The organism is Ralstonia pickettii (assembly GCF_016466415.2).
Taxonomy (GTDB): Bacteria; Pseudomonadota; Gammaproteobacteria; order Burkholderiales; family Burkholderiaceae; genus Ralstonia; species Ralstonia pickettii.
This window is the reverse complement of the sequence record NZ_CP066771.1, coordinates 1,531,901-1,550,122: the sequence shown is the minus strand read 5'-3', so window position 1 is coordinate 1,550,122 and position 18,222 is coordinate 1,531,901. Positions and strand designations below refer to the sequence as shown.

The 18,222-nt window shown below is 61.8% G+C and carries 18 protein-coding genes; 13 read left to right on the top strand and 5 right to left on the bottom strand.

Annotated features, from left to right (window positions below; genetic code table 11):
- Window positions 1-18: 18 nt before the first annotated feature.
- Genes RP6297_RS07350 through RP6297_RS07335 form a run of 4 tightly spaced genes read left to right on the top strand, consistent with a single transcriptional unit; the run spans window position 19 to window position 3,255 of the window.
- Window positions 19-1,395, top strand: a complete 1,377-nt coding sequence (locus RP6297_RS07350; RefSeq protein ID WP_004627043.1) for a porin — start codon at window positions 19-21, stop codon at window positions 1,393-1,395.
- Window positions 1,396-1,430: 35 nt separating this feature from the next.
- Window positions 1,431-1,991, top strand: a complete 561-nt coding sequence (locus RP6297_RS07345) for an FMN-binding protein (protein WP_009238039.1) — start codon at window positions 1,431-1,433, stop codon at window positions 1,989-1,991.
- Between the two features lie 29 nt (window positions 1,992-2,020).
- Window positions 2,021-2,770 (top strand): FAD:protein FMN transferase, encoded by a 750-nt coding sequence (locus tag RP6297_RS07340; RefSeq protein WP_223293268.1) that lies wholly within the window; start codon window positions 2,021-2,023, stop codon window positions 2,768-2,770.
- Between the two features lie 17 nt (window positions 2,771-2,787).
- Window positions 2,788-3,255 carry a hypothetical protein gene (locus RP6297_RS07335; protein ID WP_009238041.1) on the top strand — a complete coding sequence of 156 codons (468 nt, stop codon included), beginning with the start codon at window positions 2,788-2,790 and terminating at the stop codon, window positions 3,253-3,255.
- A gap of 108 nt (window positions 3,256-3,363) precedes the next feature.
- On the opposite strand, the gene RP6297_RS07330 is transcribed toward RP6297_RS07335, so the two are convergent.
- Together RP6297_RS07330 and RP6297_RS07325 are read right to left on the bottom strand one after the other, a co-directional pair.
- Window positions 3,364-3,615 carry a hypothetical protein gene (locus tag RP6297_RS07330; RefSeq protein WP_223293267.1) on the bottom strand — a complete coding sequence of 84 codons (252 nt, stop codon included), beginning with the start codon at window positions 3,613-3,615 and terminating at the stop codon, window positions 3,364-3,366.
- Window positions 3,616-3,734: 119 nt separating this feature from the next.
- Window positions 3,735-4,664, bottom strand: a complete 930-nt coding sequence (locus tag RP6297_RS07325; protein WP_009238043.1) for a LysR family transcriptional regulator — start codon at window positions 4,662-4,664, stop codon at window positions 3,735-3,737.
- 213 nt (window positions 4,665-4,877) lie between these two features.
- Between RP6297_RS07325 and RP6297_RS07320 the strand changes: the two genes are divergently transcribed.
- A complete protein-coding gene (locus RP6297_RS07320; protein WP_004627032.1) occupies window positions 4,878-6,197 on the top strand; it encodes an MFS transporter in 1,320 nt (439 codons plus the stop codon).
- A gap of 26 nt (window positions 6,198-6,223) precedes the next feature.
- Window positions 6,224-6,976 (top strand): maleate cis-trans isomerase family protein, encoded by a 753-nt coding sequence (locus RP6297_RS07315; protein WP_009238044.1) that lies wholly within the window; start codon window positions 6,224-6,226, stop codon window positions 6,974-6,976.
- A gap of 840 nt (window positions 6,977-7,816) precedes the next feature.
- On the opposite strand, the gene RP6297_RS07310 is transcribed toward RP6297_RS07315, so the two are convergent.
- Window positions 7,817-8,005 carry a CsbD family protein gene (locus RP6297_RS07310; RefSeq protein WP_004627028.1) on the bottom strand — a complete coding sequence of 63 codons (189 nt, stop codon included), beginning with the start codon at window positions 8,003-8,005 and terminating at the stop codon, window positions 7,817-7,819.
- Window positions 8,006-8,089: 84 nt separating this feature from the next.
- Window positions 8,090-9,409 (bottom strand): MFS transporter, encoded by a 1,320-nt coding sequence (locus tag RP6297_RS07305; protein WP_009238046.1) that lies wholly within the window; start codon window positions 9,407-9,409, stop codon window positions 8,090-8,092.
- A 157-nt stretch (window positions 9,410-9,566) separates the two neighbouring features.
- Between RP6297_RS07305 and cyoA the strand changes: the two genes are divergently transcribed.
- From cyoA to RP6297_RS07280, 5 genes are all read left to right on the top strand, one after another.
- Window positions 9,567-10,619, top strand: coding sequence for a ubiquinol oxidase subunit II (cyoA, locus tag RP6297_RS07300; RefSeq protein ID WP_009277499.1), 1,053 nt, complete (start codon window positions 9,567-9,569; stop codon window positions 10,617-10,619).
- Window positions 10,620-10,722: 103 nt separating this feature from the next.
- Window positions 10,723-12,726: a cytochrome o ubiquinol oxidase subunit I gene (gene cyoB / locus RP6297_RS07295; RefSeq protein ID WP_009238048.1), complete on the top strand. Its 2,004-nt coding sequence runs from the start codon at window positions 10,723-10,725 to the stop codon at window positions 12,724-12,726.
- Window positions 12,719-13,384, top strand: a complete 666-nt coding sequence (gene cyoC / locus RP6297_RS07290; RefSeq protein ID WP_009238049.1) for a cytochrome o ubiquinol oxidase subunit III — start codon at window positions 12,719-12,721, stop codon at window positions 13,382-13,384. The genes cyoB and cyoC overlap by 8 nt, the downstream gene beginning before the upstream one ends.
- Window positions 13,381-13,806, top strand: a complete 426-nt coding sequence (cyoD, locus tag RP6297_RS07285) for a cytochrome o ubiquinol oxidase subunit IV (RefSeq protein ID WP_009238050.1) — start codon at window positions 13,381-13,383, stop codon at window positions 13,804-13,806. The genes cyoC and cyoD overlap by 4 nt, the downstream gene beginning before the upstream one ends.
- 15 nt (window positions 13,807-13,821) lie before the next feature.
- On the top strand, window positions 13,822-14,247 hold the full coding sequence (locus RP6297_RS07280; protein ID WP_009238051.1) for a GNAT family N-acetyltransferase: 426 nt from the start codon (window positions 13,822-13,824) through the stop codon (window positions 14,245-14,247).
- 9 nt (window positions 14,248-14,256) lie between these two features.
- Here RP6297_RS07280 and RP6297_RS07275 read toward each other — a convergent pair whose 3' ends face one another.
- Window positions 14,257-15,153 (bottom strand): LysR family transcriptional regulator, encoded by an 897-nt coding sequence (locus RP6297_RS07275; protein WP_009238052.1) that lies wholly within the window; start codon window positions 15,151-15,153, stop codon window positions 14,257-14,259.
- A gap of 117 nt (window positions 15,154-15,270) precedes the next feature.
- On the opposite strand from RP6297_RS07275, the gene RP6297_RS07270 reads away from it, so the two are divergent.
- Together RP6297_RS07270 and RP6297_RS07265 are read left to right on the top strand one after the other, a co-directional pair.
- Window positions 15,271-17,034, top strand: coding sequence for an acyl-CoA dehydrogenase family protein (locus tag RP6297_RS07270; RefSeq protein WP_009238053.1), 1,764 nt, complete (start codon window positions 15,271-15,273; stop codon window positions 17,032-17,034).
- Window positions 17,031-18,218 (top strand): CaiB/BaiF CoA transferase family protein, encoded by a 1,188-nt coding sequence (locus RP6297_RS07265; RefSeq protein WP_009238054.1) that lies wholly within the window; start codon window positions 17,031-17,033, stop codon window positions 18,216-18,218. The genes RP6297_RS07270 and RP6297_RS07265 overlap by 4 nt, the downstream gene beginning before the upstream one ends.
- The last annotated feature ends 4 nt before the right edge of the window (window positions 18,219-18,222 follow it).

Genomic DNA, 18,222 nt, shown 5'->3' with positions numbered 1-18,222 from the left:
ACCAGGGAGCGTCACAGCATGAAACGAACCGCCTTGTCGGTAGCCGCCGCCATTGCGCTGATGGGGGCCGGCGCAGCCAATGCCGCCACCACCGCGCAACTCGAACAGAAACTCGACGCCATGGCCGCGCAGATTGAAGCGCTCAAGGCCGAACTGAAAGAGGTGAAGGCGCAGAACGCGACGCTCGCCACGCAGCAGCAGACGCAGGCGAAGGCACAGGCACAGCAAACCGCGGCCCTGCAAGACGTGCAGCAGACCGTGCAGACGGCACAGCTCGCCTCGACCAGGCCATCGCCGCTGGACAACCTTACGCTGTGGGGCTACGGCGAAGCCAACTACAGCCGCCCGACGCGCCGTTCCGAAGACACCAAGTTCGACCTTGCGCGCGCAGTGTTCGGTATCGGCTACAAGTTCGACGACAAGACGCGCTTCAACTCCGAATTCGAGATCGAGCACGCCATCACGTCGGCCACCGACTCGGGTGAATTCGAAGTCGAGCAGTTCTACATCGACCACAAGCTGACCGACAAGATCGGCCTGAATGCGGGCCTGTTCCTGATCCCAGCGGGGTTCATCAACCGCAACCACGAGCCGACCAATTACTACGGCGTGCATCGCAACTTTGTCGAGACGCTGATCATCCCGAGCACGTGGCGTGAGGGCGGTCTCTCGCTGTACGGCGATACCGATTTCGGCCTGAACTGGAATGTGGGTCTGACTACCGGGCTGGACCTGGCCAAGTGGAACTTCAACCCGGAGAACCCGCTGTTTAAGTCCGCGCTGGAGATGCAGAACAACGCCATCGCCCCGATGCAGACCTCGCACCAGGAACTGGGGCTGGCCAACGCCAAGAACCTGTCGCAGTATGTGGCGCTGAACTACACCGGTATTTCGGGCGTGACGCTGGGCGGCTCGGTCTTCACGGGCAAGAGCAGCCGGTCGAGCACCGAAGCCGTGCTGCCTGAACAGCGCGCCACGCTGTACGAAGCGCACGCGCGCTGGACGCCGGGCAAGTGGGATCTGTCTGCCCTGTATGCACGCGGTACGTTCAGCAACACCGCTGCCGCCAATCAGCTGAACCCGGGTGCCGCCAACCCGATGCCGGCGGCGTTCTACGGCTGGTATGCACAGGCGGCCTACAACCTGTGGCAGAAGGGCGACTACCGCTTCGCGCCGTTCGTCCGCTATGAACGCTACAACATGGCCGAGAAGTACGAAGGTCTGGCTCCGGGCTTCACGATGCCTGCCGGTTGGCCCTCGCTGTCGGACACCGTGTACACCATCGGCGCGAACTTCTATCTGAACCCGAACGTGGTCTTCAAGGTGGACTACCAGCGCTTCAAGCAGAACCGCGATTTCTCTCGTGTGGATCTGGGTCTGGGCGTGTCGTTCTAAGCTGCGGGAGCGGCAAATCCAAGGAGGTGCAAGCCATGCGTTACCAGCCAGTGCCCATTGTTCTTGTCTGTGCCGCCGCCGTGGGGGCGCCGGGCATGATTGTCACCAAGGCGTTTGCGGCGGACTACCTGTCCGCTGCCGAGGCCCAGAAGGCAATGTTTCCCGGCGCCACAGGCTTTGAGCCGGTGCCGCTCACGCTCTCAGCCGACCAGCTCAAGCAGTTGGCCGAACGTGCGGGCGGCCCGGCCAAGCCGGGTGCGTGGCGCGCATGGCAAGCCAAGCAAGGTGATAAGACACTCGGCTACTTCGTGACCGACGCCGTCATCGGCAAATTCGAGCTCATCAACTACGCCGTGGCCCTGAACACCGCCGGCGAGATCAGCGGCGTGGAAATCCTTACCTACCGAGAAAGCCACGGCTACGAAGTCCGCAACAAGCCGTGGCGCGCACAGTTTCTGGGCAAGTCGGCCAATTCGGCGCTGCGTGTGGGCGATGACATCAACAACATCAGCGGAGCAACGTTGTCGTGCACGCATCTCACCGATGGCATCCGGCGCATTGCGGTGATGGCGCGGTTGGCGCTCGTCCAGCGCTGATGCGCGCGACTTGCCGGCGCGCGCGCCCGTTGCTCGGCACCCTGGTCGACGTGCAGGCTGAAGGGTCGGAGGCGGAAGCCGCCGTGGCGGCCGCGTTCGACGAGATGGCCGCTGTGCACGCATTGCTCACTTTTCATGCGAAGGACAGTGAACTGCAGGTCATCAATCGCGCGGCGCCGGGTGAGAGGCTCATTGCAGATTCTCGGACCCTTGCCGTTCTGCGCCTTGCGGCTGAACTGCATATCGTGTCGGAGCGCGCATTCGATTGCCGTGTCAGCCCCTCCGACTTGCTCGCGGACAGGCGGTTTCCCATTTCCTTCGACGGTGACATCGTCGTCAAAGAAACCTGCGCATACATGGATCTTGGAGGCATCGCCAAGGGTTTTGCGGTGGATTGTGCGATCGAGGTGTTGCGCACCTTCGCGGTCGAGCGCGCGATCGTGAATGCCGGCGGCGACCTGCGCCACCACGGCGCCTGGCCGATGTCGGTGCAGGTGCGTGACCCGCAAAACGCTGCCCGTGTTGCAACGTCTGTGCTGCTCGACAACGCGGCACTGGCGAGTTCGACGGCTGGCGGTTTTGGCGCAGTCGCCGAAAGTGCATCCCGCATCCGCGATGCTCGCGGCAGGTTGCTGCCACCGCTTGCCGGTGCAACGGTGCAGGCGCCCACCTGCATGCTGGCCGACGCGCTGACCAAAGTCGTGCTTGCCACTGGCGATGCAGCGCATCCGCTGTTGAGACGGTACGGCGGGGCTGTGGTCGTATACTCGCGAGCTTAGCCGGCCGACAGTACTCCATGTCCGTTCCACCACGTTTCTCCCTCCATCTGCGCGAAAGCGCTTTTCGCCTTAGTCCGCGACGGCGCTGGCTGGTCTATGGGGTATTTGCTGCCCTGCTGGTTACGGGGCTCGCCTGGCTGGTCCTGCATTTTCTAGACGACGGCAGCGAAGGCGGAACGCTGGTGCTCGCTTGGAGCATGAAGCTGCACGGCGCGGCCGCCATGGCAGTGCTTTACCTGTTTGGAATGCTGTGGGGGCCGCATATCCGTAACGCATGGATGCGAAAACGTAATCGCGCAGCCGGAGCGTTGCTCGGCTCCCTCGCATTGATGCTGGTCGTCACGGGCTATGCGCTGTACTACGTGAATGGCCAGTTGTTGCGCCAAAGTGCAGAGTATCTTCACTGGTCTGCGGGTCTTTTGTCGTGTGTCGCCCTGTGGGTACACATCGCGGTCGGACGCCGCAAGCGCAAGGTGGCCGTGTAAAGATTGGCTGGCAGTCTTGCGCGCAGGCGCTCGCTCTGCTTTAAGTCCCACTCTGACCGCCGCATCGCAAGGCCGAAGCCTCCAGCGATGCGTGCCGCAGTTTGGCGTCTACACCCCCGCCTCAATCAACTCCGAAATCTGCACCGACGCCCGCGCAAAATCAGTCAGCGCGCGGGCGCGCTCGTGCCGATAGGTGCCGGCGGAGATGACAGCGGGCTCTTTGGCGTCGTCGTGCTGCAGGACGATGAGCATGCCGGTGTAGCGGTCGGCCTGGCAGAGGTGTTTGTTGAGCAGTTGCAGCGCGCTCGACGTCAGCGGGGTGGAGGCCGGCGAGGTCGGCGAGTGTGCGGGCGGCGGCACGGTGCGGTCTAGGCCGAATGCGAACAGTCTGGAGAAGGGTGTGTGCGTTGGTTGACCGGTCTTCGGGTCTTTGACAGGCGCGCACGCCATTGACCGGACAGCTTGCACGGTGGCTTCATCTAGGAGGACGTCGCCGCGGTGCCATTCACTGCAGGTGTTTCAGCAGATTGCTCGCGCTGAAGGTGATCGAACAGGAGTCGTGCCGCCGGTGTCAGTGTTTCCACGTTGCGCACGCACATCGATAGTTCTCGCTGGGCCCACGGTTCGTCCAGACGCAGGATCTTCATTTCCGGCATGCTATACGCGCTGGTACTGCCCTTTGGCAATATGCCGATGCCCATGCCGGTCTGCACCATTAAACAGAGCGCATCGTAACTGGATACCTCCATCCGCGGCGAGAATGTGCGGCCGGATTCGTTTGCGGCCTGCAGCATCTGGTAGTGCAGGTGTGTCCCGCTGTGCAGGGACACAACGTCGAAATCAAGTACTTCATCGAAGCAAACGCTGGCGCGGTCCGCAAGCGGGTGATCCGCTTGAAGCAAGACCACGAGTTCGTCGGTGCGAAAGGGGTGGATCTCGACGCTGGCCTCATGCGGCATGCGCGTAAAGAGCCCAATATCGGCACGGCTTTCGGCGACGCTCCGCGTGATCGCGAGGCTCTCCATCTGTTCAAGGGTCACCCGGATATTCGGGTGCTTTTCCATGAACGATTTCAGGAGTGCGGGCAAAAACTGGGTAATCGCGGAAATATTGGCGAGCAGGCGAACCGATCCCCGCTTGCCATGCGAGTACTCCTGCATCTCCGAGACGATGCCGCTGAGGTCGTTCAGGACACCGCGCGCCATGTACATCAGCGCCGTTCCGGCTTCCGTAGGTTCGATGCCCTTATTGCTGCGAATCAGGAGTTGCGATCCCAGAAGCGACTCCAGCTCGCTGAGCCGGCGACTCACGGCGGCCGCGGCAATGTGTTCGCGCTGCGAGGCAGCCGCAATGGTGCCTTCCTCAAGCACGCTGATAAACAGGCGAAGTGATTGCGGATCCAGTTTCATTGGCGTGCGTGATCCAGTGGCCCTGGCTGCTGAAGCACCATCGCAATCAGCGATGGTGAGCTCGCGAATGATTGATGTACCAACATTGGTTGGGCTTCTAACATTCATCCGCCCAGAGTTAGTCGCATGGCGCAAGTGTAGCCGCAAGCTCGAAGATCTGTCGGCCTCTTCCCACAAGCGGACAAGACCTGGCAATAACGAACGGAGACCAAATTGACTATCAACTCATCGCCAGACGCGGCAAGCACCGGGGCGTTCCGGCAGCCTGCTCTTTCGTCTACCGTACAGCGCTATGTGACGCTCGGTGGTTCCTGGGCGGCATGGCTGTTCGATGCGCTGGACGCGACCATCTTCGGTTTCGTGATGCTTGCGATTGCGAATACCTTCTCCGTTGGCCTGAGGGATGTCGTCTCCACTGTCGCATGGTTTCTGCTCGCAACAGGGATCGGTGGGCTGTTTCTGGGCAATATCGCGGACCGGATCGGACGCAAGAAGACCATTCTCGCGTCCGTGTTCATCTATGGCACCGGAACGCTGCTGTGTGGCTTCGCATCGAGCGTGCTCGAGTTGAATGTCTACCGATTCTGCGTCGGTGTGGCCGTGGGTGGCCTGTGGTCCGCTGCATCGGCACTGGTGTCTGAGATCTGGGCCCCGGAGGGCCGCGCCAAGGCCATCGCGTTCATGCAAACCGGTTGGTCAGGCGGCGGACTCCTGGCGGCATGCTTCGCATGGACGCTACTCGACCCCTCGAACCCCGATTCCTGGCGCAAGCTCTTCATCTACGCATCGATTCCTGCATACGTGACGTTTGTATTCATCCTGCTGTTCGTGAAGGAGTCGCCGGTCTGGCTTGCTAACCGAACCTACAAGGCGAAACACGCGAAGAAGTCGAGCCTGTTCGAGATCTTCCGCCCGGCCTACCTGAAGATGACCCTGCTGGGCCTGTCGATTTCGATCTTCGGCATGTACGGGTACTGGATCATCACGACCTTTACCCCGACCTATCTGCAGAGCATCCTGCATGTGCGTGTGGACCAGGCTCCGGTGTTCCTGATTTGGACCGGCATCGGTGCCACGATAGGCTATCTCGTCTACGGCCAGCTTGCCGAATTGATTGGTCGCCGCAAGTCGTTTGCGCTGTTCTTCCTGGGCATGGCAATCATGGTGCCGGTGTTCGCATACGGCGCGACATTGATGCCACTGACGGACGGAAAACTAGCATTCACAACCCGCAACATCGTCGCCATTGGCGTCCTTGCGGCACTGCTCGGTTTCTTTACCGGCTACTTCAGCGGCTTCGGCGCCTGGTATTCCGAGCTGTTCCCCACCAGCATTCGTTCCACGGCGGCCGGCTTCTGTTTCAACTTTGGCCGCGTGGGCGCCATCCTCGGTATCAAGCTGGTGCCGATCCTGATACCGCTGATCGGATTCACTGCGACGATTTCGCTGGCATCGGTGTCCTACCTCATTGCGTCGGCCATGGTGTTCCTGCTTCAGGAAACCAAGGGCGTGCGTCTCACCAGCGACAACTAATCTCTTCTCGAAGGAAGCCTCTGATCATGAAGAATTTCCGCATTGGGCAAATTGTCCCCAGCTCCAATACCACGATGGAGACCGAAATCCCGGCGATGCTGACCTCCCGCTACGCCGAGTTTCCCGATGAACGTTTCACGTTCCACTCAGCCCGCATGCGCATGATGCATGTCACACCAGAGGAGCTGAAAAACATGGACGTGGCAAGCGACCGCTGCGCGCTTGAATTGAGTGATGCCCGCTGCGATGTCATGGCATATGCTTGCCTGGTCGCCATCATGAGCCAGGGCCGTGGCTATCACCGTGTTTCGCAGGAGCGTCTGGCCAGGATTACCGAGCAGAACAACGCCCCCACGCCTGTGCTCAGTTCCGCCGGAGCCCTGATAGACGCCATCCATGTACAGGGCTACAAGAAGGTTGCAATCATCACGCCATACATGAAGCCGCTCACGCAAACAGTGATCGACTATATCGAGGATTCCGGTATCGAAGTCACCGATTCAATCAGCCTGGAAGTATCGGACAATCTTGCCGTGGGTCGGCTCGATCCGGCAAACCTTGTCGGCCATGCGGATCGCCTCAACATCAGCGGCGCCGATGCGGTCGTGCTGTCGGCATGCGTGCAGATGCCGTCGCTGCCATCAATTCAGGTGGTCGAAGACCGGCTCGATCGGCCTGTGTTCTCGGCGGCGACTTCTACGGTCTACCAGATGCTGAAGACGCTTGGGCTGAAGGCGAAGGTTCCGAGTGCAGGTTATCTGCTGTCCGGAGCATTCTGAATCGAGCAAACCGGACTGATTGAAGATGCCATGACGACGACCTCTGTAAAAATGGTTGCCATCCTGGATGACCGCCAGGGCACCGCCCGCACGGTGGCCGACTAGTCGCCCGTGAAGGGGAGGGCGGAGATCGTCGTCTTTGGCGACCACGTCGACGATGAAGACTGCACCGTCGAGCGACTGCGCGATTGATGTGATTCGCGCGATGTGCGAGCGCACGTCCTCCCTGCGCAACTTGACGCAACGAGGCCATCGGTGTCATCAAGCAGAGTTGTCGACGCGTATGGAAAACCAACGGCGGCTATCACCCCCGCTCGCCGGCGACGTACCACCCGGATTCTGGCGCAGGATCTCGCACGCGCGCGGCAGTCGAAGCTGGGTCTTGAGCTGGTTGAGGAGCGGCCCGGCGGTCTGCGTTACAAATGCGGGGAACGGCTATTTCACGTTGTTCCAGTCCGCCGGAGGTGTCTCCGGGGCCCATACGCGAATGGGGTGGGAAGTCTCTGACATCAAGGCGACGGTTCGCGAGCTGTGGCAGCGCGGGGTGACGTTTGAGGAATACGGCCTTCCTGGGCTGAAGACCGTCAACAGCATTGCACGCATTGAAGGAGATTACCCGTCCAAGGCTGGGGGGGCGGAAAGGGGGCGTGGTTCCGAGACAATGAAGGCAATCTTCTAGGCATCGGGCAAACCGTTTCTCGAGCGCGACTCTGGGCCGCTGCACGTTGCGATGGCAGCATGCCTGCTCCGCTGTGGGCGAAAAAAAGGGCGACCGCCCGGTCGCCCTCCTTCTAGGCGATGTGCGTCAGCACCGGTGTGCCGAAGCCATGCACGGCCCAATCAGCGGGACTTCTTTGCAATGTCCTTCGCTGCTTCCTTGACGTCTCCCGCGTCCTTGCGCGCTTGGCCACCGGCCTGCTGGAGGTCGCCCTTCAGTTCGCGTGCAGGATTATTGGTCGCTTTGCCCAGGGCCTCGTTGACCTTGCCCTTCATTTTCTCGACCGTACCTTTCACTTGATCCTTGTTCATGGTCTGCTCCTTTGAAAAAGCGCTCTTGCGCACTGCGGATTCGTAGCAGTTCGCGTGCCTATGGCGTTTCCCCGGGCAACGGCATTACGAATCCGGTGTCCCAAGCGCCTTATTGATCCGCAGCGCCACCAGCGTCCCCACCACCCCTGAGAGCAGGTACAGGCTGACCGCGCCAAGGCCGAACAGCGACGACAAGCCTAGCGCCACGAGCGGTGCGAATGCCGCACCGAACAGCCAGCCGAAATCGGTCGTCAGGGCGGCACCGGTATAGCGGAATCGACTCTCAAAGTTGGACGTCACCACGCCCGCCGCCTGGCCATAGGACAGCCCCAGCAGACCGAAGCCGACCAGGATGAAAATGTCCTGGCCCGCAACACCGCCATCGAGCAGCCAAGGTGCGGCCAGGCTGAAGATGCCAATCAGCACGGCCATAGCCGCCAAGGTGGTGCGTCGACCGAATCGGTCGGCAATCAGGCCGGAAACTAGCGTCCCCACAAACGCGATCGCAGCGCCGATGATCTGGACGGTCAGCACGGCAGGCACGCTCTGTGTCTTGCGCAGCGACACCCATGACAGCGGAAACACGGTGACCAGGTGGAACAGCGCATAGCTGGCAAGTGCGGCAAAGGCCCCCAGGAAGATGTTGAACCCTTGCGCGTTCACCATCTGCAGGGTGCTGATGGGTTCCAGCTGTTCTTCCTCGAGCAGTTGCGTGTATTCGTGCGTCACCACCAGCCGCAGCCGCGCAAATAGCGCCACCACGTTGATGGCGAAGGCGACGTAGAACGGATAACGCCAGCCCCAATCGATGAATTCCTGAAACGTCAGGCTGGTATAGAGGAACAGGAACAGCGCCCCGGCGATGATGAACCCGGTCGGGGCGCCCAACTGCCCGACCATGGCGTACCAGCCGCGCTTGTTTTCAGGGGAGTTCAGCGCCAGCAAAGAGGGCAGGCCATCCCACGAGCCGCCAAACGCGATGCCCTGCATGAAGCGGAAGAGCGCCAGCAAATAGATGGCCGAATGGCCGATCGTTGCGTACGACGGCAAGAACGCAATGCCCACCGTGGCCGTGCCAAGTAGGAAGAGCGACGCCGTCAGTTTGGTACTGCGCCCCCATCGGCGCTGGATGCGCATGAACAGCGCCGTGCCGAACGGGCGCCCGATAAAGGCGAAGGAAAAGACCGTGAAGCTGAACAGCAGACCGGCCAATTCACTGGCAAACGGAAAGTAGACCGAAGGGAACACCAGCACCGACGCGATGCCGTAGACGAAAAAGTCGAAGTACTCCGACGCGCGCCCGATCACGACGCCTATGGCAATCTCTGCCGGGGCAACTTCATGGTGTCCCGGGGCGGGCGGGGCAGTGGGCGACGCGCGATGCTGGTGGGTCAGACTTGCCATCGTTGAGTCTCCATCGGGATTCGGGGGAGGGGGTGTCGTACGGCGATCAAAAAGTCCGTCATCACAAGACCAGAATAGCGCCTAAACTGCAACGACAAGTCGAAAAATCGTTGGGCCATCCCAGCGCGACGTTAATCAAACGCCACTTCCGAGACCCATGCCACGCTTCAATGCAGTAGTGACACCCCTTGGAATTACGGGAAGGTCGCTTTGGCGAGGTGCAGCAATTGCCTTGTTGGTGACCCTTACAGGTTGTAGCCACGCGGTGCTGTTGTCGCCGGCTGGCGACATGGCGGTGCGACAGCGGGATTTGATCATCATCGCGACATGTCTGATGTTGCTGATCATCGTCCCGGTGATCGTTCTGACCCTGGTGTTTGCATGGCGGTATCGGGAGAGCGCTGAAAACGCGCACTACAACCCCGATTGGGATCATTCCACCGTGCTGGAGCTGGCCATCTGGGCCGCACCGCTCCTGATCATCATCACGCTGGGCGCCGTCACCTGGGTCAGCACCCATCAACTCGATCCGTATCGGCCGCTGACACGGCTGGATCAGGACCGTCCGGTGCCCGCCGAGACCAAGCCGCTTACCGTGGAAGTCGTGGCAATGGACTGGAAGTGGCTGTTCGTCTATCCCGAGCAGGGCATTGCTACCGTCAACGAGCTGGCTGCACCGGTCGACCGCCCCATTGCGTTCCGGATCACGGCCACCACGGTCATGAACGCGTTCTTCGTGCCGTCTCTGGCGGGCATGGTCTATGCCATGCCGGGCATGGAAACCAAGCTTCATGCGGTGATCAACCGGCCTGGCGTCTATGACGGGCTCTCGTCCAACTACAGCGGCGCGGGCTTCTCGCACATGCGGTTCAAATTCCACGGACTGTCGAACGACGAGTTCGACCGGTGGGTCCAGCAGGTCAAGTCGTCGGGCACGTCGCTGTCGAAGGACGCTTACGTGAAGCTCGCCAAGCCCAGCGAGAGCGAACCCGTGCAGCGCTATGCCAGCGTGGCGCCGGACCTTTATGACCGCATCCTGAACCGCTGTGTGGATGGCCAGGCATGCCTGGCCGACACCATGGCGAGCAACCGCAACGTGAAGCGCTTCGATCCGTCGGCGGAAATCTGTACCGCCAGCAATACGGTCGATGTCATGCCCATGTTTGCGCCGGATGCGGCCATCAACGACGGTCGAAGGTTGTTGCGGTAAGCGGCGACACGCCCGTTCGGCTTTTCAGCTCTTTCCGCCCCGTTGATGTTGTTCGCCAACATTGATCGGCCAGAATTGGTCAATACAGGCACAGGTGACATCCATGCCCGAGCGTTCTGAACTCGCCAACATGATTTTTGGCCGCCTGACGTGGGAGGCCATTCCGTATCACGAGCCGATCCTGCTCGCCACCTTCGCGGTCGTCGCGCTGGTCGGCCTCGTGCTGGTCGGTGCGCTGACGTACTTCCGCCTCTGGGGCTACCTCTGGCGTGAATGGTTCACCAGCATCGACCACAAGAAGATCGGCATCATGTACGTCGTGCTGGGCATCGTGATGTTGCTGCGCGGCTTTGCCGATGCCGTCATGATGCGGATACAGCAGGCGGTGGCCTTTGGCGACAACCTGGGGTACCTGCCGCCGCACCACTACGACCAGATCTTCACCGCGCACGGCGTGATCATGATCTTCTTCGTCGCCATGCCGCTGGTGACGGGGCTCATGAACTTTGTCATGCCGCTGCAGATTGGCGCCCGCGACGTGGCGTTCCCCTTCCTCAACAACTTCAGCTTCTGGATGACCACCGGCGGCGCCGTCCTGGTGATGATGTCTCTGTTCGTGGGCGAATTCGCACGCACCGGTTGGCTGGCCTATCCGCCGCTGTCAGGCATTCTTGCCAGCCCCGATGTGGGTGTCGATTACTACATTTGGGCGCTACAGATAGCGGGCGTCGGGACCGTGCTATCGGGCATCAACCTGCTGGTCACCATCGTTAAGATGCGCGCGCCCGGCATGACGTTGATGCGCATGCCGATCTTCACCTGGACAGCGTTGTGCACGAACACGCTGATCGTTGCCGCCTTTCCGGTGTTGACGGCCGCAGTGACGCTGCTCGCCCTGGACCGTTACCTTGGCACCCATTTCTTTACGGTCGAGCAGGGCGGCAGCGCGATGATGTATGTGAACCTGATCTGGATCTGGGGGCACCCCGAGGTCTATATCCTGGTGCTGCCCGCGTTCGGCATCTTCTCGGAGGTGGTGGCCACGTTTTCCCGCAAGCGCCTGTTCGGCTACGCGTCGATGGTGTACGCCACGGTCGTGATCACCGTGCTGTCGTACCTCGTCTGGCTCCACCACTTTTTCACCATGGGCTCGGGCGCCAGCGTCAACTCGTTCTTCGGGATCACGACGATGATCATCTCGATCCCGACAGGCGCCAAGATCTTCAATTGGCTGTTCACGATGTATCACGGCAAGATCCGCTTCGAACCGCCCATGCTGTGGACGATCGGGTTCATGGTGACGTTCGTCATTGGCGGCATGACAGGTGTGCTGCTGGCGGTGCCGCCGGCGGACTTCTCGCTGCACAACAGCCTCTTCCTGATCGCGCACTTCCACAACGTGATCATCGGCGGCGTGCTGTTTGGCCTCATGGCCGGCATTACCTACTGGTTTCCCAAGGCCTTTGGGTACCGCCTCGTTTCATCTTGGGGCAAGGCGTCGTTCTGGTTCTGGTTTGTCGGCTTCTACATCGCGTTCATGCCGTTGTACTGGCTGGGCATGCTTGGGGTCACACGCCGCATGAACCATTTCGACGATCCGTCCTTGCAGATATGGTTCCAGATTGCCGCATTGGGCGCCTTGCTGATCGCCGTCGGCATTGCCTGCTTCCTGATCCAGCTTGTGGTCAGCTTCCTCCGTCGGGAAGAACTGCGCGACACGACCGGCGACCCGTGGAATGGCCGCACGTTGGAGTGGTCCACATCGTCGCCGCCGCCGCAGTACAACTTCGCAATGACGCCGCTCGTACATGACGCCGACGCCTGGTGGCAGATGAAGCAGTACGGTTACCGGCGTCCTCAGGAAGGCTTCAAGCCGATCCACATGCCCAAGGGCACCGCCGCCGGCATTGTGCTGGCGGGGCTCTCCACGTTGTGCGGTTTTGCGCTGATCTGGCATATCTGGTGGCTGGCCATCGCGTCGTTCGCGGCCACGATCCTCTCGGCGATCATTCATACCTTCAACTACAAGCGCGACTACTACATTCCGGCGGAAGAGGTGATCCGCACCGAAGCATCGCGCACGCAACTGATGGCAGGCCATGGCTGAAACGACCGCATCTCTGCATGTGACCGGCCCCAGTGGTACCACCACGGTGGATGACATACCGCCGGGCGGCTACCAGTTCCACGTCACCGAAGAACCGCACGTGCCAAACGGCACGCTGCTCGGATTCTGGCTGTACCTGATGAGCGACTGCCTGATCTTCGCGTGCCTGTTTGCCGCCTATGGCGTCCTGGGCCGCGAGTACGCAGGCGGGCCGACGGGGGCAGAATTGTTTGAGTTGCCTCTGGTGGCGCTCAACACATCGTTCCTGCTGCTGTCGTCTATTACGTACGGCTTTGCGATGCTGCAGCTGCAGCAGAACAAGATCTCGGCCATGCAGATCTGGCTGGCCATCACGTGGGTGTTCGGTGCGGCGTTTCTTGCAGTGGAGCTCTACGAATTCGCGCACCTGATCCACGAGGGCGCGGGGCCGACGCGCAGTGCATTCCTGACTTCGTTCTTCTCACTGGTCGGCACGCACGGGCTGCACGTGACGTTTGGCCTGATCTGGCTGATCGTGCTGATGGTGCAAGTGTCCAAGCACGGGCTGATCACGGCCAACAAGCGTCGGCTGATGTGCCTGTCGATGTTCTGGCACTTTCTGGACGTCGTCTGGATCGGCGTCTTTACCTTCGTCTACCTGATGGGAACGTTGCCATGAGCGCGCATGATCAAACGATGAACGGCCACGGTCATGGCCACGAAGGCCATCATCACGAAGAAGAGATCGGGCCGCACGCCACTCTCGGCGGTTACCTGACGGGCTTCGTGCTGTCTGTCTTCCTGACGGCGATCCCGTTCTGGCTGGTGATGGCGAACGTCTTCGACAGATCATCGACCACCGCCGTGACGATCCTGCTCATCGGCGCGGTGCAGATCGTGGTACACATGATTTTTTTCCTGCACATGAACGCCAAATCCGAAGGCGGTTGGAACATGCTGTCGCTGATGTTCACGTTGGTGTTGGTCGTCATCACGCTCAGCGGTTCGCTTTGGGTGATGTACCACCTGAATACAAACATGATGCCGCACATGCGGCCCGCGCAGACGACGCCTACCGTCCTGCCGGCCCGAACGCAATAGACGCAATGGGCCTGCATGCGCGCTCCAGAAATCATCGTGACCGACGACGCCGATGACGAATCGATTCAGATCATCGGCAATGGGCTGAACCACTTCAACGATACGCACGTCGGCTATGGTGACCGCCGGCCGCTAGCAGTGCTCGTCCGCGATCCCGACAGCGGCGATGTGGTGGGTGGTGCGAGCGGCCGTACATCGCTCGGGCTCCTGTTTCTTGATCTCTTCCATCTGCCCGAAACGTTACGCGGCATGGGTATTGGCACCGAGGTGTTGCGCAGGTTTGAAGAAGAAGGGCGCCGACGCGGTTGTCGCTCGGCGGTGGTCTATACGATCAGCTTTCAGGCCCCGCAGTTTTACGAACGCAACGGCTGGGTACGGTTCGGAGAGGTGCCGTGCGACCCGCCCGGCACGAGCCGCGTTTTCCTCAGCAAGGCGCTGTGAGTGAAGCCTTCAAGGTTTCACGTTTTCCTGCGCCGCGGCTTCGAGGTATTCCAGAAAGCGGCTAGCGACCGGCTCTGCATCGCCCGTGCGTCGTAACGACAGCACGGGCGATTCTTTTTTGTCGCCGGCCAGCGGCACAAAGCTGACGCGTGCGTCGCCGGCGTGTTGCAGCGTCTTGGGGACGAGCGCCACGCCCATGCCGAACCCAACCATCGTCACCACCGTTTGCCACAGCCGTGCCTCGTGGCGAATCTCCGGGCTGAAGCCGGCATCAACGCACAGCGCGATGATCAGGTCGTGATAGTGCGGCGATACCGTGCGCGGGAAGAGGATGAACGGCGCTTGCGCGAGCGCGTCCAGCGCCAAGCTCTTGCGACGGGCCAAGGCATGGCCAGCGGGCAGGCAGACCAGGAAGGGTTCCGAGAAGATGGGCGTGGAAACGACTTCGGCGGGAAACGTTCCCCAATACGCGCAGCCTAGGTCGATCTGCTGACGCTGGATGGCTTGGACCTGCTCGCCGGTGTTCATTTCGCGCAGGATGATCTCGACGGCGGGGTGGTCGGCCTCGAAGCGTTGCACCGCGCGTGGCAGGCCGCGATACAGCATCGAATTGACGAAACCGACGCGAAGCCGGCCTGCCAGCCCATGCGCGGAGCGCTGCGTGATGCGTTCCACTTCGGCCGCCTGCTGTAACAGCTTGCGCGCCTCGTCCAATAAAACCTGGCCGGCGTTGGTGAGCGCGACGCTCTTGTTGGTGCGTGCCAGCAACTGCACGCCCAGTTGACCCTCGAACTTGCGGATATCGAAGCTCAGCGCTGGCTGCGAGATGAACAGCCGTTGCGCCGCTCGCCCGAAGTGCAGTTCTTCCGCCACGGCAACGAAATAGCGCAGCTGCTTCAGGTCCATGGCGGTCTTGTTTGACGATAAGGAACACTTATCGTACAGGACAAAAGCTGTATTGGACGATTATCGATGGCGTTTCTATGCTGGCCGGACAAAACAGGAGACAGCGAGGCCACCCGCATGAACGACATCGCCCGCGACCCGCTTAGGACCCAGTCCGGCGGCCATCAGAACATCCCCGACAGCCGGGGCATCAATTTCTTCCACGTCGATCCTGACCTCGGGCGCCTCTTGCGGCTGTACCTGGGCGACGCCCCCTACCGCGAGCTTGAACCGCAGCTCAAGTCGCTTGGCCAACGCGTCTCCGATGAACTTGACGCCTGGGCCATCAGCGCGGATCACAACCCGCCGCAGCTACGCCACCGCACTCGCCGTGGCGAAGCCCTGCAGACCATCGTCAAGCACCCCGATTACGTTGCGCTGGAGCGCGTGGCCTATGCCGAGCTGGGGCTTGCGTCGATGAGCCACGTCGGTAATGCGCCGCCACCCCTCGTCAAATACGCGCTCACGTATTTGTTCGTGCAGGCCGAGTTCGGTTTGTGCTGTCCGGTCAGCATGACGGATTCGCTCACGCGCACGCTGCGCAAATTTGGCGATCCGGCTCTCCTGGCGCGCTACCTGCCGATGCTGGCCTCGCGCGACTTCGATGTGCTGTACCAGGGCGCGATGTTCATGACCGAGCAGGCGGCCGGTTCCGACGTCGCCCGCATCGCTACGCGCGCCGCGCTGGAAACCGCGCCCGACGGCACGCAAACCTGGCGCCTGTACGGCGACAAATGGTTCTGTTCCAACGCCGATGCCGATCTCGCCATGGTGCTCGCCCGCCCGGACGGCGCACCATCGGGTATCAACGGCCTCGCGCTGTTCCTGTTGCCCAAGACGCTGCGCGACGGCTCGCGCAATCATTACCGCATCGTCCGCCTGAAAGACAAGCTGGGCACCCGCTCGATGGCCAGCGGCGAGATCGCGCTCGAAGGGGCCACCGCATACCTGATTGGCGAGATCGGCCGCGGCTTCCATCAGATGGCCGACATGATCAACATGTCGCGCCTGTCGAATGGTGTGCGCGCTGCCGGCCTGATGCGCCGCGCCACCACTGAAGCGTTGCACATTGCGCGCAACCGAGAAGCCTTCGGCCGCAAGCTGATCGATATGCCGTTGATGCAGCGCCAGCTCCTGAAGATGCTGTTGCCAACGGAGCAGGCGCGCTCGATGTTCATGCAGATCGCGCAACTGCTACCCCTGGCCGACGCAGGCGATGCGCAAGCCGCCAAATGCGTGCGCATCCTGACACCGCTCATCAAGTTCCGCGCTTGCCGCGATGCGCGCCGCGTGACAGGGGACGCGATGGAAGTGCGCGGTGGCACCGGCTACATCGAAGAATGGAGCGATGCGCGTCTCGTGCGTGACGCACATCTGGGCTCCATCTGGGAGGGCACGAGCAACATCGTCGCGCTTGACATCGCGCGCGCCGTGAAGCGCGAAGGCGCGCTGGAACCGCTGCGCGCGCATCTCGTCGGCCTGCTCGATGGCGTGACGTTGCCGGCGCAGAGCGACGCTTTGTTGCGAGCCACGCTCGACCGCGTATGCCGTTCAATCGCAAAGGTGGCGGAAGACGGCAGCGACGAACTCGTGCGTCAGGCGGGCTCCGCGCTGTATCACATCACCACCGCGATCTTCATGGCGGTAGAGGGCATACTTCTGGCGCCGGACCATCGTCGTTTGGCGCTGGCGCATCTGGTGCTGCGTCACAAGCTGCTGCCGATCGATCCCCTGGCCTTGCCCGCGAGCGATGACGGATTGCTGTTCGATTCGCTTGTCAAGCAGCGCGAGGTTCCGTTAGCGCTGGCCATGCGGGCGTTGCCGGCCGGAGAGGCGCAATGAGCGCGATCGATGGCGCGTTGCACGGCCTGAAAGTCATCGACCTGAGCCGCGTGCTCGGTGGCCCGTATTGCACGCAGGCGCTGGCCGATCACGGCGCGCAGGTCATCAAGCTCGAACCGCCCGTCGGCGACGAGACCCGCACCTGGGGCCCGCCCTTCGACGCGAGCGATACCGCCTGGTACTTCAACGGTGTCAACCGCAACAAGCTGGGCATCTCCGTCGATTTGGCCTGTGAGGAGGGCCGCGCGGTGCTCTGGCAATTGCTCGAAGACGCCGACGTGCTGGTCGAGAACTTCAAGCCCGGAACGCTTGCCCGCTGGGGCATGGATTTCGAGCGCGACCTGCAACCGCGTTTTCCGCGCTTGATCCACTGCGCCGTCTCCGGCTTCGGCCCCGATGGCCCGCTTGGTGGGTTGCCCGGCTACGATGCCGCCATCCAGGCGATGGCCGGCCTGATGAGCGTCAACGGCGAGCGCGACGGCGGCCCGATGCGCGTCGGCCTGCCGATCGTCGATATGGTGACTGGGCTCAACGCGCTCGCCGGCATCTTGCTCGCCCTGGCCGAGCGGGAAAAGAGCGGCCGCGGGCAATCGATCGACATCGCGTTGTATGACTGCGGCGTATCGCTGCTGCATCCGCATCTGCCCAACTACTTCGGCTCGGGCAAGGTGCCGCAGCGCAGCGGCAATGCCCACCCGAACATCGCACCGTACGACAGCTACCAGACGGGCACCGCGCCGATCTTTCTGGCGGTGGGCAACGATCGCCAGTTCGCCAGGCTATGCGCGCATGTCGGTGCGGCTGGGTTGGCGCAAGACGCGCGCTTTGCCGACAACCGCAGCCGCTGCGCACACCGCGCGGAACTCAAGGTGGCGCTGGAAGCGCAACTGGCACGCTTCGATTGCGAGACGCTCGCGCAAGACCTGATCCATAGCGGTGTACCGTGCGGGCCGGTGTTGAGTGTCGACGTGGTGGCGCGCCATCCGCATACGCTGCACCGGCAGATGGTGGTCGAGCTGGGTGAGTACCGCGGGACCGGCTCGCCGATCAAGCTGTCGCGCACGCCGGCCACGTATCGCAATGCACCGCCCGCGCTCGGTGCCGATACCGATGCCGTGCTCGCGTCGCTCGGCATTGACGCCGACACCCGGCGGCGCCTGTTCCAGGCCGGCATTCTGAAATGAAGTA